The 14,613-nt window shown below is 71.6% G+C and carries 10 protein-coding genes; 5 read left to right on the plus strand and 5 right to left on the minus strand.

Going from position 1 to position 14,613, the window contains the following annotated elements:
* Nucleotides 1-76: 76 nt before the first annotated feature.
* Both ACIBD9_RS13985 and ACIBD9_RS13990 read right to left on the minus strand, forming a co-directional pair.
* Nucleotides 77-484: a roadblock/LC7 domain-containing protein gene (locus tag ACIBD9_RS13985; protein WP_007465177.1), complete on the minus strand. Its 408-nt coding sequence runs from the start codon at nucleotides 482-484 to the stop codon at nucleotides 77-79.
* Entirely contained in the window at nucleotides 481-3,651 is a 3,171-nt protein-coding gene (locus ACIBD9_RS13990; RefSeq protein WP_396717497.1) for a nitrate- and nitrite sensing domain-containing protein, read from the minus strand. The genes ACIBD9_RS13985 and ACIBD9_RS13990 overlap by 4 nt, the downstream gene beginning before the upstream one ends.
* Nucleotides 3,652-4,095: 444 nt before the next feature.
* Here ACIBD9_RS13990 and ACIBD9_RS13995 point away from each other — a divergent pair, with 444 nt between their 5' ends.
* On the plus strand, nucleotides 4,096-5,274 hold the full coding sequence (locus ACIBD9_RS13995; protein WP_396717500.1) for an ABC transporter substrate-binding protein: 1,179 nt from the start codon (nucleotides 4,096-4,098) through the stop codon (nucleotides 5,272-5,274).
* A 72-nt stretch (nucleotides 5,275-5,346) separates the two neighbouring features.
* On the opposite strand, the gene ACIBD9_RS14000 is transcribed toward ACIBD9_RS13995, so the two are convergent.
* Nucleotides 5,347-6,204 (minus strand): ABC transporter permease, encoded by an 858-nt coding sequence (locus tag ACIBD9_RS14000; protein ID WP_396717503.1) that lies wholly within the window; start codon nucleotides 6,202-6,204, stop codon nucleotides 5,347-5,349.
* 103 nt (nucleotides 6,205-6,307) lie between these two features.
* Nucleotides 6,308-7,336: an ABC transporter substrate-binding protein gene (locus ACIBD9_RS14005; RefSeq protein WP_387169430.1), complete on the minus strand. Its 1,029-nt coding sequence runs from the start codon at nucleotides 7,334-7,336 to the stop codon at nucleotides 6,308-6,310.
* A gap of 269 nt (nucleotides 7,337-7,605) precedes the next feature.
* On the opposite strand from ACIBD9_RS14005, the gene ACIBD9_RS14010 reads away from it, so the two are divergent.
* The 4 genes from ACIBD9_RS14010 to ACIBD9_RS14025 all read left to right on the plus strand — a co-directional run bounded on the left by ACIBD9_RS14010 (nucleotide 7,606) and on the right by ACIBD9_RS14025 (nucleotide 12,851).
* The gene (locus tag ACIBD9_RS14010) at nucleotides 7,606-8,391 is read left to right on the plus strand and encodes an ABC transporter ATP-binding protein (protein WP_112601251.1); all 786 of its coding nucleotides are present in this window, start codon (nucleotides 7,606-7,608) and stop codon (nucleotides 8,389-8,391) included.
* Nucleotides 8,392-8,393: 2 nt separating this feature from the next.
* Nucleotides 8,394-9,344, plus strand: a complete 951-nt coding sequence (locus ACIBD9_RS14015; protein ID WP_396717505.1) for an LLM class F420-dependent oxidoreductase — start codon at nucleotides 8,394-8,396, stop codon at nucleotides 9,342-9,344.
* Nucleotides 9,341-9,649 (plus strand): cupin, encoded by a 309-nt coding sequence (locus tag ACIBD9_RS14020; RefSeq protein ID WP_030329959.1) that lies wholly within the window; start codon nucleotides 9,341-9,343, stop codon nucleotides 9,647-9,649. Before ACIBD9_RS14015 ends, ACIBD9_RS14020 begins: the two co-directional genes overlap by 4 nt.
* A gap of 76 nt (nucleotides 9,650-9,725) precedes the next feature.
* Nucleotides 9,726-12,851, plus strand: coding sequence for a hypothetical protein (locus tag ACIBD9_RS14025; RefSeq protein ID WP_396717508.1), 3,126 nt, complete (start codon nucleotides 9,726-9,728; stop codon nucleotides 12,849-12,851).
* 164 nt (nucleotides 12,852-13,015) lie between these two features.
* Here ACIBD9_RS14025 and thiC read toward each other — a convergent pair whose 3' ends face one another.
* On the minus strand, nucleotides 13,016-14,608 hold the full coding sequence (gene thiC, locus ACIBD9_RS14030; RefSeq protein ID WP_396717510.1) for a phosphomethylpyrimidine synthase ThiC: 1,593 nt from the start codon (nucleotides 14,606-14,608) through the stop codon (nucleotides 13,016-13,018).
* Nucleotides 14,609-14,613 lie beyond the last annotated feature (5 nt).

Here is a 14,613-nt window from a genome sequence, read left to right on the forward strand (position 1 = left end):
CTCGTCCCCTGCGGAGCCGGACTGTGCCGCCTCTCGTCCCTGGTCCGGCGCCCGGAACGGGCGCCGCCTTCCGGTGCTAAGAACGCACCGCGTCGCGCGGCAGCGGCACCAGCGCGGCACCCACCCGCTCGACCAGCAGCGCCATCTCGTAGCCCACCTGGCCCACGTCGCAGCTGCGCGCGGCCAGCACGGCCATCGAAGAACCGTCGCTGATCGACATCAGGAAGAGGTACCCGCTGTCCATCTCAATGACTGTCTGCAACACCCCGCCCGCGCTGAACATCCGGGCCGCGCCCTCGGTCAGGCTCACCACCCCGGAGGTGATCGCGGCGAGCTGGTCCGCCCGGTCCCCCGGCAGATCCCGGGAGGACGCGAGCAGCAGCCCGTCGGCGGACACCGCCACCACGTGGGCGATGCCCGCCACGCTGTCGGCGAAGTTGGTGAGCAGCCAACCCATGTCCTGCATGGCAGCTGGCCTGTTCATCGGCTCTCCTTGGTCGAGGTGCTGTTCAGGTCCGTTCCGGCCGTCCGACCGCGCTGCACACCACGGTGGTAGGCGGACAGCAGACCACGTACTTCATCCGGGGTCCGCCGGCTGCGGTCCCGGCCGCTCTTCGGTTCGATGCCACCCGGCACGAGCTGTGCCTGCGGCACCCGCTTGGGCAACCCGGAGCGGGTGGTTCCCGCGGGAGCCGGCTCGGCGGCCCGGCTGGCCCGGGACCAGCCCTCGTCCGCCGCCGTACGCCAGGCCTCCGGGTCGGGGGCGGGGGCGGGGGCGGGGGCGGGGGCGGGGGCGGGCGCGGCCGGAGCCGTCCGGCTGGCCGGGGGCGGGTTGTACGACGGTGGCGCCGACGGCCGTGCTGCGAACCCGTCCATGGTGGTGCCGGGGCCCCCGGCGCCCGGCGTGGCCGTGCCGTCGGAGTTGCCCGGGGTACGGGTCGGCAGCTTCGGTCGGGCCGGCGGCGCGGCCGGCACGGGCGCGGCGCTCGGCTGGCCCCCGTTGCCGGTACGCAGACCGGCGTCGGCCGCCTTGGTGGCGGGCGCGGGCGGCTCGTCGAAGTTGGGCCGGGTGAAGATCGCGGTGGCGTCGTCGCCGTGCGACCGGAACCAGACCGCCTCCATCTCCCGGAAGATCGGAGCCTCGGCGGGGAAGTCGGGCCGGGTGCTGACCGGTGCGGCCGGCACCGACGGCGGGGCCGGCGGTGCCACCGCGCCCGGCCCGGCGACCGGCCCGACCGGAAGGCCCTGAACACCGCGCCCGTCGGCGGCGTCCGCGGCATCCGCGGTGGAGCCGCGCCGAGGCAGCGGGTCGACGGTCGGGTAGGCCACGGTCGGGCTGCCCAGCGAGGCGCCCGCACCGCTGCTGTAGGCCGGCCGTGCCGGCGGAAGCGGGGCGGCGGGTGCCGGAGCGGCCGGCGCGGGGGCGGCGGGTGCCGGCGGCATGGTCGAGCGCGGACCGGTGTAGCCACCCGCCTGCACGGCCGGGGTGGTGTCCCGCGAGTCCAGCGGCGACTGCCACTGGGCGGGCGCCGGCGTGCTGGTCCGCCACTGGTCGGGCAGCGTCGCCGCCGTCGTGGCGGCACCGGCGAACTGCTCGGCGTGACCGACCGGGGTGAGCGGCGTCTGCTCCACGGCCATCGGCTGACGCGGCCGGGTGAGCACCTGCTCGCGGCCCCGGTTGCTGGGCAGCACGACGGTGGCGGCGGGCAACGTCACCTGGGCGACGGTGCCGCCCTCGACGTTGCGGCGCAGCTCCACGCGGATGCCGTAGCGGGAGGCGAGCCGACTCACCACGGCCAGACCCATCAGCCGGAACGCGGCGACGTCGACGCTCGGCGGGGCGGCCAACCGCCGGTTGAGCGAGTCGAGCTGCTCGTCGGTGAGGCCGAGCCCGCGGTCCTCGATCTGGATCAGGACGTAGTCGCGGATCCGCCGACCGTCGGCGACCACCGTGGTGTTCGGCGGCGAGAACCGGGTGGCGTTGTCGAGAAGTTCGGCGACGAGACGTACGACGTCGTTGACCGCGTGCGCGGCCACCGAGATGTCGGTGTCCACCGTCCCGAACTCGATGCGGTTGTACAGCTCCACCTCGGACTGGGCGGCACGCAGGACATCCACCACCAACGCGTCGTCACGACGCGGTACGGCGGAGTCGGCGCCGGCCAGGACCAGCAGGTTCTCGTCGTTGCGGCGCATCCGGGTGGCCAGGTGGTCCAGTTCGAAGAGCTGCGCGAGCCGCTTCGGGTCCTCCTCGCCGCGCTCGATCGCGTCCAGCTCGCCGATCATCCGGTCGACCAGGGTCTGACTGCGGCGGGCCAGGTTGAGGAACATCGCCGAGACGCTGGTACGCAGTGCCGCCTGCTCGGCGGCGACCCGCACCGCCTCCCGGTGTACGACGTTGAAGGCCAGTGCCACCTGACCGACCTCGTCGCGGGTGTTGAGCTGGATGGGGTCCCGGACCTGTCGGACGGTCTCGTCCACTCCGCCGTCACCCACGCTGCCCATGTTCTGCAGCCGCTGCACCGCGTCGGGCAGGTCGTGGTTGGCCACCGAGAGGGCGCCCTCCCGCAGCCGGCGCAGCGAGTGGTTGAGCGAGCGGGCCAGCACCACGGCCAGCGACACGGCGATGATCAGGGTCAGCAGCACCAGGACCGACTCGACCACGGCCTGCCGGATGACGTCCGAGCGCGCCTGGTCGGCCTGCTGGAGCAGTCGGTCCTGCAGTTGGATCTCGGCCCAGCGCATCAGGTCGTTGACGGCGCCGATGGCCGCGGTGGCGTCCTGCGCGGTGACCAGCGGGCGCTGCCCGACCGAGCGGGTGATGTCGGTGGCCACCCGGTCGGCCAGGCCGACCGCGTCGCCGGAGACGGTGCTGTCGACCAGGGCGCGCTGCACCGGGTCGGCGGCCAGCGAGAACGCGACCAGCGCCTCCTGCTGACTGGTCAACGTTGCCACGAACGAGGAGAACTGCTCCGAGTCGAGCTGGCCGGCCGTCAGCGCGGTGAAGGCGACGGCCTCTTCCTCGGCGACGGAAGCCTTGGCGCGGGCGAAGGCGGAGACCGCACGGCGGCTGTCCGCCAGGCTCTCGTCGCCGGGCAACTGGGCGAGGCCGTCACCGTACGAGACCAGGTCGGTGAGGATGACCCCGTAGCGGAGCACCGCCTCGGCGACCGCCATCTGCCGGCGGTCCAGCACCTCCTGACGGGTGCCGTCCAGGGTGGCCAGGTGGTCGTCGATGGCGGCCAGCCGGTCCCGCAGGGCGGCCGGCACCTCGCCGACCCGGCCCCGCTCGGCCCGGTACTCGTCCACCTGCTGCTGCGTCTGGCGGACCCGCAGGTTGTACGCGTCGGCCGGCTGCTGCGGGCTGGCCAGGTAGGCGGCCGCGGCCATCCGTTCAGCCTGGAGGTCCTGGGTGAGGGCGCTGACGTCGACGGAGAGGGCCGTCAGTGACCGGGCCTGGGTGGCGTCGAAGGCACCCTCACCGACCGAGATCAGGCGGACCGTGGCCAGCGCGATCACCGCTGCCACCGGAACGACCAGAATCAGTGCCAACTTGGACCGGATCCGGGCGTCACGCAGTCTCGGCATCCGTCGGCGCGTACGCCGACCGCTGTCGCCGAGCGCGGGCAGGGTCGTCGGTCCGGTGCTCACGACATCGCCTCCGTCGTTTCTTCCCCGCCTGAGCCGCCGAGCCATGCCGTAAGCGGAGGGGACCACGCGCGGCACGGCCGCGATTTCATCAGAGATGATCCTGTTTGGGAAGCCGCAGTGAGGTAGGAAACGGTCGGACGGAGCGCATCCCGTGATCCGGGCAACTGATACCTTCATTTCCGCAAGCCCCTGAACAGGGCATGTAACTCCAGAGTGGTCACGCGTGTATGCAAAGTGAGCTTTTGCAAACATTGCGTTACCCCAGCATGTGGGATGGCCGTCCCGAAAATGCTGCCGGGGTCCGCGCTTGACCACAGCGCCGGCCATTGGCAAGGTTTTGCAGGCTTCGCGCACACCGTACGGCAGAGGAGATCCCGTCCTCCACTGAGGACGGATTAGCGGCGGTGACCGGGCAGCGCCCGCGCCCGCACCTGGAGGACTGAGTTGAGCCCCATCCGCTCCGCGACCATCGCGGCGCTCGCATCGGCCGTAGTGGCCACCACGCTCACCGGCTGCCAGTTTGGCGGAGCGGAGCAGGACACGAGTCCGATCGTGATCGCTGCCGACCTCGAACTCTCCGGCGCCGCCGCCACGGTTGGCCGGACATACCAGCGCGCCCTCGAACTCAAGGTCGAGCAGTTGAACTCCTCCGGCGCGTTGAACGGCCGGAAGATCGATCTCAAGGTGAAGGACAACCGTTCCGACTCGGCCGAGTCACTTCGCAACATCGTCGACTTCAGCAGCGATTCTCGGGTCAGCGCCATCATCATGGGTGGCTGCAACGAATGCGCGGTCGGTGCGGTCGGGACCATCAACGAGAAGCGGATTCCCACCATTGCGCTAGCCGCTTCCGGCGCGATCGCCGCGCCGGCCGCCGAACGGCGCTACGTGTTCAAGCTGGGCCCTAACGCCCCGGACAGCGCCGCCGCGCTGACCACCGAACTGCGCCGCAACAACATCCGCAAGGTGGGGATGTTGGTCAGCGACGACGACTACGGCCAGGAGGGCGCGACCGCGCTCAAGAACGAACTGGACAAGGTCAACATCTCGCTCCGCCAGCAGCGGATCAAGACCACCGACACCGACGTCAGCCAGCAGGTCCAGCAGCTCGCCTCGGGCAAGCCCGACGCGATGGTCTTCTGGACCCCGCCGGAGCAGGCGACACTGGCCGCCACCACCGCCCAGCAGACCACCTTCCGGGGGTCGATCTACTTCGACGCGGGTGCGGCCGGGGACCTCTTCCTCGGCTCCGCGGCCAAGGCGACCGAGAAGGCCACGCTGATCTTCACGCAGACCATGGTGATCGACGACGTGATCGCGACCACGCCGGCAAAGGCGGCGCGGCGGCAGTGGTTCCAGGACTACACGGCACGCTTCGGTGGCTACAACGGGTCCTCGTCGTTCGCCGCGGACGCCGTTCAGCTGATCGCCGACGCCGAACTGCGCGCCGGTGGTGAGATCGGGAAGGTGGACCGCAACGGCATCCGGGACGTGCTGGAGACGTCCCAGATGGACGGCCTGTCCGGCCCGATCCGCATGACGCCGGACAACCACAGCGGCCTGATGCCGCAGGCGCTCACCACGCTGGTCGCCCGCAACGGCCGCTGGAGGTTGGCGGGGTAGACGCTTGACGGAACGGGCCGGCCTCCAGGTGGGGGCCGGCCCTTTGCGTTGTGATTGGTCTCTTCTGTTGGGTTACCGGCTGCTGGTGGTTTCTCGTACCCAGGGGAGGGCGAACCGCTCGATCAGCAGGAGCGCCGAGTAGAGCAGGATGCTCACCAGCGCCACCAGCATGATCGCCGCCCAGGCGGTGGCGGCGTCGCCGATGCCGGCGTACTGCGTGATGACGTAGCCGAGGCCGCTCTCGCCGGCCTGGAACTCACCGATCACCGCGCCGATCGCGGCCAGTGGCATGGCCACCTTGAGCCCGACGAAGATCTGCGGAAGCGCGGCCGGGAAGCGCACCTTGCGGAACGCCTGCCAGCGGGAGGCGTTCCAGGACCGCACCAACTCGGCCAGGTCGGCCGGCGTGGTGGTCAGCCCGGTCGCGGTGGAGAGCACGATCGGGAAGAAGCAGAGCAGGAACACCATGGTCAGGATCGGCTTCTGACCCCAGCCGAGCGCCACCACCAGCAGCGGGCCCAGCGTGATCTTCGGCACCGCGTTCACCGCGACCAGCAGCGGCGTGAACATCCGCTCCACAGTGCGGGAGCTGGCCAGCGAGAGCCCGATCAGCACACCGGCGGCCACCGACAGGGCGAACCCGGTCAGGATCTCCAGCGTCGTGTCCCAGGTGTGCTCCAGCATCTGGGCGGGCTTCTCGACGAACGCGCTGAACACGTCGCCGGGCGGCGGCAGGGCGACAGGGTGGACCAGTTCCAGTCGGGCGATCAGCCACCACGCCGCCAACGCGACCAGGATGCCGACCGCGGGTAGCGCCACCTCGGCCCCGGCCCGAAGACCCGCACCTCGGCCCGCGCGCCCCGCCTCGGGGCCGGCGCTCGGGGGTGGGGGTTCCGTCACCGCCGGGTCCGCTGACCGGACGTCGGTCATTCCTGTCCTCCTCGAAATCTCACGGCCCGCCGGGGGCCGACGAGCGACGGGGGTACGCCCCACCGGGATCGGCGGGACGTACCCCCTGATGACGACCGGACGATCAGGCCTTCGGCGCGAGGCTGAAGTCGATGATCTGCTCGGGGGTGATGTTCTGCTTCAGCGCGCCGGCGCCCTGCAGGATGGCGATGCTCTTGGCCACCCGACCGCTGTCCAGGGTGCCGATCGCGGTGCCGGTGTTGCCGGAACGGACGTACGCGGCCATCAGCTCCAGCTCGGCGGCGGCGGAGACCGGGTTGGTGGCGTCGACGTTCTTCTTCAGGATGTCGGCGGCCTCCTTGGAGTTCGCCAGGCTGTACTCCAGGCCCTTGAGCAGCGCCGCGGTGAACCGCTTCACCATCTCGGGCTTCTCCTTGGCGATCTTCGAGGAGGTGATCAGCACGTTGCCGTAGAGGTCCTGCATCACGTTGCTGTACGGCAGCATGACGGCCTTCTTCTTGGCCACCGCCTCGATCGTCGGCTGACCGACGACGAACTGACCGATGCCGTCCACCGACCCGTTGGCCAGCGTGCCGATCAGGTTCTGCGCCTCACCGTTGACCCAGGTCACCTTGGTCGCGTCCACGCCGGCGAGCCGGGCGTACGTCGGGAAGAGGTTGCGGACCACGGACCCGGGGGTGTCGGCGAGCTTCTTGCCTTCCAGGTCCTTCGGGGAGCTGATGTTCTTGCCCTCGACGGTGGCGATGCCCGCCATGGTGCGCTGCTGGATCGCGGCCACGGCGGTGAAGTCCTTCGCCTGGCCGTTACCGAGCTGGAGCAGGCCGCCGGTGAGGTCGATCGGGCCGAAGTCGGCCTGGCCGCCGACGACGGTCTGGATCACGCCACCGGTGCCCTGGCCGGCCTTGATCTCGACGTCGAAGCCGGCTTCCTTGAAGAAGCCCTTGTCCTTCGCCACCCAGGCGTAGGAGTCACGGCCGAAGTTACCGAACGAGGTGAGGTAGGTCACCTTCTCCAGCTTGCCGTCGCCGCCCTTTGCATCGTCGGCCGAATCCGACCCGCTGCTGCAGGCGGAGACAAGGGCGAGGGCGGTGGCCAGCGCGGCCGTAGCGACCGTACGGGTCAGCCTTCTCATCAGTGCACCATGTCCTTTCCGACCGGGGCCGGCAGGCCACCGGAGGGGGTTGTCGTGACGGGCCGGCGGGAGGGGTGGAAGCCGGGCGCCGCCGTCGTGAGGGGACTCTTCGCGGGCACAGCGTACGAGAAACCCACAGTTGCGACGCCAGGCGTATCGGGTTGCGGAACGGATACAACCTGACGACCACCCCAGCCGGTGTCATACCTCGACAGGGCGGTTAGCCTTTGGCGGATCCTGACCGTCCACTCAGCGGAGGTGCGCCGGAGATGATCCGACTGTCCGGGGTGTCCCGTACCTTCGAGGGCCGATCCGGCCGGGTGGAGGCGCTGCGCGGCATCGACCTCGACGTCGCCGAGGGCGAGTTCGTGGCCGTGCTCGGCCGCTCCGGCTGCGGCAAGTCCACCCTGCTGCGGCTGATCGCCGGGCTGCTCCCGCTGAGCGCCGGTGAGATCACCGTCGCCGGTACGCCGATCACCCGCCCCCGCCAGGACATCGCCATGCTGTTCCAGAAGCCGGCGCTGCTGCCCTGGCGCACCGTCCTGGACAACGTCCTGCTGCCCGTGGAGATCTTCGGCTGGAGCCGCGCCAAGCATCGGGAGCGGGCCCGGCAACTACTCGACGTGGCCGGGTTGGCCGGCTTCGAGAAGCGGCTGCCGCACGAGCTCTCCGGCGGCATGCAGCAGCGGGTGTCACTGTGCCGGTCGTTGATCGGTGAGCCCCGGGTGATGCTGATGGACGAGCCGTTCTCCGCGCTGGACGCGCTCACCCGCGAGGAACTCTCCGGCGAACTCCAGCGGGTGCACATGGAAAACAAGCCGACGATCGTCTTCGTCACCCACTCGATCGACGAGGCGGTGCTGCTCGCCGACCGGGTGGTCGTGCTGAGCCCCCGCCCCGGCCGGATCCGCAAGGTCGTCGACGTGACCATCCCGCGGCCCCGCACCCTGGGCCGCAACGCCCACCTCGCCGACGTCGCCCAGGTCAGTGCCGACCTGCACGAACTGTTGATGGAACGCGAGCAGCCGGCCACCGCCGGCGCGGAAGGACACTGACCATGCGGGTGTCGGTCTTCACCGAGCCGAACCGTGGCGCCAGCTACGACACCCAGCTCCGGTTCGCCCGGCTGGTCGAGGCCTGCGGCTACGAGGGCTTCCTCCGCGCCGACCACTACCAGTCGATGGGCGCCGACCCGGGCCTGCCCGGCCCGACGGACGCCTGGCTGACCCTCGCCGCGCTGGCCCGGGAAACCGAGCGGATCCGGCTCGGCACCCTGGTGACGTCGGCCACGTTCCGCCTGCCCGGTCCCCTCGCGGTGATGGTCGCGCAGGTCGACCAGATGAGCGGCGGCCGGGTCGACCTGGGCATCGGCGCCGGCTGGTACGAGCGCGAGCACACCTCGTACGGCATCCCGTTCCCGCCGGTCGGCGAGCGCTTCGACCGACTGGCCGAGCAGCTTGAGGTGATCACCGGGTTGTGGGGAACCCCGCTCGGCGAGACCTACAGCTTCACCGGCGACCACTACCGGCTGCTGGACGCTCCCGCCCTGCCCAAGCCGGTACAGGTGCCCGGCCCGCCGATCATCGTGGGCGGGCGCGGCCCCAAGCGCACACCCGAACTGGCCGCCCGGTACGCCGACGAGTTCAACATGCCGTTCAAATCCGTGGCGGCCACCGCCGAGGCGTACGACCGGGTGCGCGAGGCGTGTGAGCGCACCGGACGGACGGAGTCCGGGCGCGACCCGCTGGTGCTCTCCGCCGGGATCGTCGTCGCCATCGGCCGGACCGACGCGGAGGCCCAGCGTCGGGCCGCGCCCCTGCACGAGAAGAGCGCGCTGCCACCGGAGGACCCGGTGGTCGGCTCCCCCGCGCAGCTCGCGCAGCGGATCGGTGAGTTCGCCGCGATCGGCGCCACGCGGGTCCACCTACGCCTGATCGACTTCGATGATCTCGACCACCTTGAGCTGATCGCCGCCGAGGTGCTGCCCCAACTGGACGGAGCACGATGACCGACGTGATCGACGGAACCGAACTCGGACCGGTGGGTCAGGAGATCGTGTACGAGAACGACCGGGTCCGGGTCTGGCACATCCGCCTCGAGCCGGGCGAGCGGCAACCGCTGCACCGGCACGACCACCCCTATCTGGTGGTGGCGATCGAGGGCGCCAAGAACGTCGTACAGACCGTCGACGGCACCCGGATCGACGCCGACGAGCCCACCGGCGGAGTGGTCTACCGGGACCCGGGCGCGGTGCACATGCTGACCAATGTCGGGGATACGACTTACCTGGCTCGGCTGGTCGAACTCAAGTAGACCCGCCGATGGCCACCGGCGTGCCGCGCGGCGCGCCGGTGGCGATCGGGTGTACCGGGTGCGTAACGTGCCGGACATGGCCTTTCGGACCTGGGGCAGACTGCTGCTCACGGCGCTCGGGGTGAGCGTGCTGGCCGGAGCCGGCCAGCTCGGCGTCGCGTACGGTTTCGGCATCGTCCGCCTGACCGGCGCCTTCACCGGTACGACCGTCAACCAGTGGCCGGCCCAGCTCGTCTGGGTGGGCTGGTTCGCCGCGAACGCCGCCGTCGCCGGGGCCGTCCTGACCGGACGCCTCGCCCGCCGCGACGCCCCGGCGGCCAGCACCGGCCAGCAGTTGGCGGTAGGTGGCGCGGCAGCGCTCGGCGCCACCGTCATCGCCCCGCTCTGCATGCAGCCCGCCCGCGCCGCGGAGCTGATCTCCGTCGACCCGGTCTGGGCGGTGGGCATCTGCGCCATGGTCGGCGCGGTGATCGGGGCGGGCGCGGCGATCGCCGTCCTGTTCCGTCCCGAGCTGGGCTGGAACATGGCGGCCGTGGCCGGCGCGGTCTGGCTACTGGCGCTGATCTCCGTCCTGCCGTCGCTCGGCACGGCCGGCCCACTGCCGACCGTCCGGCTCGGCGTACTGGAGCCGAGCTGGCTTGACGCCGCCGCCGCACAGCGGCTGGCGCTGCTCCTGCTGCCCACCGTGGCGCTGCTGGCCGGCGCCGCGACCGCCGGGCTGGCTCGCTGGCGGGGCCAGGCTCCGCTGGTCAGCGGCGCCACCGGGGTGGCCGGTCCGGTGCTGGTGGCGTTCGCCTACCTGACCGCCGGGCCGGGCGACGCGGTGGACCGCTACCAGGCAAGTCCCTACTACGGCTCGTTGATCGCCATCCTCGCCGGAGCACTCGGAGCGGCCGCCGCCGCGCTGCTGCGCTGGCCAACGGGCACCCGTACCGCCGATCCGGAGGCGATCGAGCCCACCGCCATCCTGCGGCCACTGCCCGCCGGCCCGGCGCTGCCCGGCGCGTCGAACGACCGGGACACCGCCGAACGCGCCGACACGGAGACGGCCAACGCCGAGCTGGCGACCGCGCAGCCCGGCGGCGTCGTTGCGGGTCCGTGGGCAAAGGGCGACCCCGATGGCGTACGCACCGTCCCGGCCCACTGGGACTGGCCGGAGACCACCGCGAGCGGCCAGCACGGTCCGACTCCCGCCGCTCGGTCTTCCGCCGCTCCGTCTCCCGCCACTTCGTCTCAGTCCGACGCCTGGCTGACCGCGCCGACCGGTGAGTTCACCGCCGCAGGGCAGACGCCGCCGGCCCGGGATGACGGCCCGGCCACGACCGAGCCCACGGCCAGCACCGACGTCAGCAACGTCACCGACACCACCGCGACCAGCACCACGGGCGGACGCGCCGCCGCCGCAACCCCAGCGAGTGGCCGAGCGGTCGACGAACCGACCGGCAGCACGGCGACGGGCACGACCGGCACGAGCAGCAGCACGACGGGCACGAGCAGCAGGGCGCCCGATGGGCGCACCACCCGCAAGGCCGCCGGCACCGCCGTCCCAAGCAGCACGGGTACGCCTGGCGCAGGCACGGCCAGCTCGGCCGCGCCCAGCGCGGACGTGCCCATCCCCGCCACCGGCAGCGCGGCTCGGGCCAGTGCGGCCGTGACCGACACGGAGGCGACCAGCACAGCTCCAACGGGCACGGGCACGACCAGCGGGGGCACGACCAGCACGGGCACGGGCACGACGGGCACGGCCGACCACGGCACGCCCGAGGCGCCGCTGACGATCAAGCCGCGACGGGCCCGCAAGTCGAAAGCCAGCCCGGACATCACCGCCTCCGACGCCGCTGGCGACACGTCCCCTGCCGGTTCGGCAGCCGCCAACGAGACGACCACCGACAAGACGACCACCGACAAGACGACCGCCCGCGAGGCAACCACCCGAGAGGGGACCACCGGCCTCGCCACGAAGGGCACCCGGCCGGGCACGTCCGCCGACAGCACCGGATCCGACGCGGCCACCGACACTCCGGTGTCCAGCCGGGAAAGCCTGGGCGGGCGGAAGAGCACTACCTCCGACGTCGCCTCGGCTGCCTCCGCCGGCACGGCAGCAGCCCGCACCACGGCAACCGGCGCGAAGCGAGCGCCGGCCGCCCCCGTCACCGGCTCTAAGCGAGCGCAGGCTACCTCGGCGTCCGCCGACGCTACGCAGGTGCCGGCCAGCCCGGAGTCCCCGACCACGGGTACCGCCGTCCCACAGACGCCGACCACCGCCACCGGGGCGGCAGAAGCACCGACCACCACAACCGGCGCGACGCGAGCACCGGCGGTACCGAGCACCGCGACCGGCCACTCTGGTGCGGAAGCCACCGCGTCCCCGCGCGCTTCGGAAGCCGGTACGGGCAGCAAGGCGGCACCGGCCGACGCGACCTCCCCGACCAGCGATTCCGCTATCGCCGGAGGTCATGGCACCGACAGCGCACGGTCCACCGCAAAGGACGTTCCCACCGCCGGGTTGTTCGGGGACACCGCCGCCGGTGACCCGGACGACGCGGCGCGGTGGACGCCCGCGCCATCGGCCTGGCCGGTCACCTCGGCGTGGACGGTGCCACCGCAAACCTCCGCGCCGGGGGCAACGGGAGCAACCGCATCGGAGGGTCCGAGCGGGCCCGACGAGCCGACCGGGCCGACCCCCAGGCCCCGGCATCGGGCACCGTTGCCGGACCTGAGCCGGGCCGGCACCTGGAACGCGTTCGACACCTCTCGGCGAGGCGGTTTGGCGGGGTCGCAGGACAGCTCGACGGCACGCACAGCCCCGGCCGAAGCCAGCGAGACGACCGCGCCCGCCGAACGCCCGGACCCGTCGGAGTTCCCGGGCACGGTCGGCGCGCCCTCCGGTGCCGCCACCACCAGCGCCGACACCGGCACCGGCGATGTGGCGTCTGACGACGCCGCGTCGGCGACGCCGCCGCCGAAGGTGGCCGAGCAGTCCTCTCGGCGAGGGCGGCTCGGCGGGCTGTTCCGCCGCAACCGGTCCCGCGCCGACGAGGAGAGCCCGAAGGCGTCGGACGAAGCGGAGCCGCTGGCGACCCAGGACGAGGAATTCGTCGACTGGGTCGCCGGTCTGAGCAAGCCGGTGTCAGACAATGAGCCCGAGCAGGACAACGGCCGCCGGTCGTTGCGCTCCACCGGTCGACACCACCGCGAATGACCCACCCGCGACTGACTTCAGGCAGCGCACCGACCGATCGCCGCTGATCGACTCGGGTTCACTGATATCGGGCTATCCCACGCAGCCGGACACCGCGACATCAAAGAACCCGAGTCGATCATCCCGGGACGCCAGACGGACGTCCCGGGGACGATTCACCTGGGTCAGGCGAGCGGTAGGTAGACCCGGCTGCCGCCGGAGACGAACTCCTCCGACTTGTCCTTCATGCCGCGCGCCGCGTACTCCTTGAGCTCTTGGGTGATCTTCATGGAGCAGAACTTCGGGCCACACATCGAGCAGAAGTGCGCGGTCTTGGCGGGCTCGGCGGGCAGGGTAGCGTCGTGGTACGAGCGCGCCGTCTCCGGGTCCAGCGAGAGGTTGAACTGGTCCTCCCAGCGGAACTCGAACCGCGCCTTCGACAGGGCGTCGTCCCAGGCCTGCGCGCCGGGGTGCCCCTTGGCCAGGTCCGCCGCGTGTGCCGCGATCTTGTACGCGATCACGCCCGCCTTCACGTCGTCCCGGTCCGGCAGGCCGAGGTGCTCCTTCGGGGTGACGTAGCAGAGCATCGCGGTGCCGAACATGCCGATCATCGCGGCGCCGATCGCGGAGGTGATGTGGTCGTACGCGGGCGCGATGTCGGTGGTCAGCGGACCGAGCGTGTAGAAGGGCGCCTCGTGGCACCACTCCTGCTGAAGGTCCACGTTCTCCTTGATCTTGTGCATGGGTACGTGGCCAGGGCCCTCGATCATCACCTGGACGTCGTACGCCCAGGCGATTTTCGTCAGCTCACCGAGGGTGCGTAGCTCGGCGAACTGCGCCTCGTCGTTGGCGTCGGCGATCGAGCCGGGGCGCAGCCCGTCGCCGAGGGAGAACGTCACGTCGTAGCGCGCGAGCAGCGCGCACAGCTCCTCGAAGTTGGTGTAGAGGAAGTTCTCCTCGTGGTGCGCCAGGCACCACGCCGCCATGATCGAACCGCCTCGGGACACGATCCCGGTCACCCGGTCCACGGCCAGCGGCACGTACGGCAGGAGCACCCCGGCGTGCACCGTCATGTAGTCCACGCCCTGTTCGGCCTGCTCGATCACGGTCTCCCGGAACACCTCCCAGCTCAACTTCACCGGGTCGCCGCCGACCTTCTCCAGCGCCTGGTAGATCGGCACCGTCCCGATCGGCACCGGCGAGTTCCGCACGATCGCCTCACGGGTCTCGTGGATCCGCTTGCCCGTGGACAGGTCCATCACGGTGTCCGCGCCCCAGCGGGTGGCCCAGGTCAGCTTCTCCACCTCCTCAGCGACCGACGAGCTGACCGCCGAGGTGCCGATGTTGGCGTTGACCTTGACCAGGAACGCCTTACCGATGATCGCCGGCTCGCACTCCGGGTGGTTGACGTTGAGCGGGAGCACCGCCCGACCGGCGGCGATCTCGGCCCGCACGAGTTCCGGGTCGACGTTCTCCCGGATCGCCACGAACTCCATCTCCGGCGTCACCACACCGGCCCGCGCGTAGGCGAGCTGGGTGGGCCGGCGACCGTCCACACCAGCCAGCGGGGTGCCCGCACCCCGCACCGGCGCCACATCACCCCGCTCGGCGATCCACGGCCCGCGCAACGCGGGCAGCCCCACCGATGGGTCCGACCCCGGGCCGGACGTGTCGTAGAGCCGCACCGGTGGCAGGTCTCCGGTCAGCCCCACCTCCGCGAACGGCACCCGGACATCCGGCCGCGAACCCTCGACGTACACCTTGCCTCGTGCGTGCATGACAG

It is taken from the genome of Micromonospora sp. NPDC050784 (assembly GCF_044456765.1).
Taxonomy (GTDB): Bacteria; Actinomycetota; Actinomycetes; order Mycobacteriales; family Micromonosporaceae; genus Micromonospora; species Micromonospora foliorum.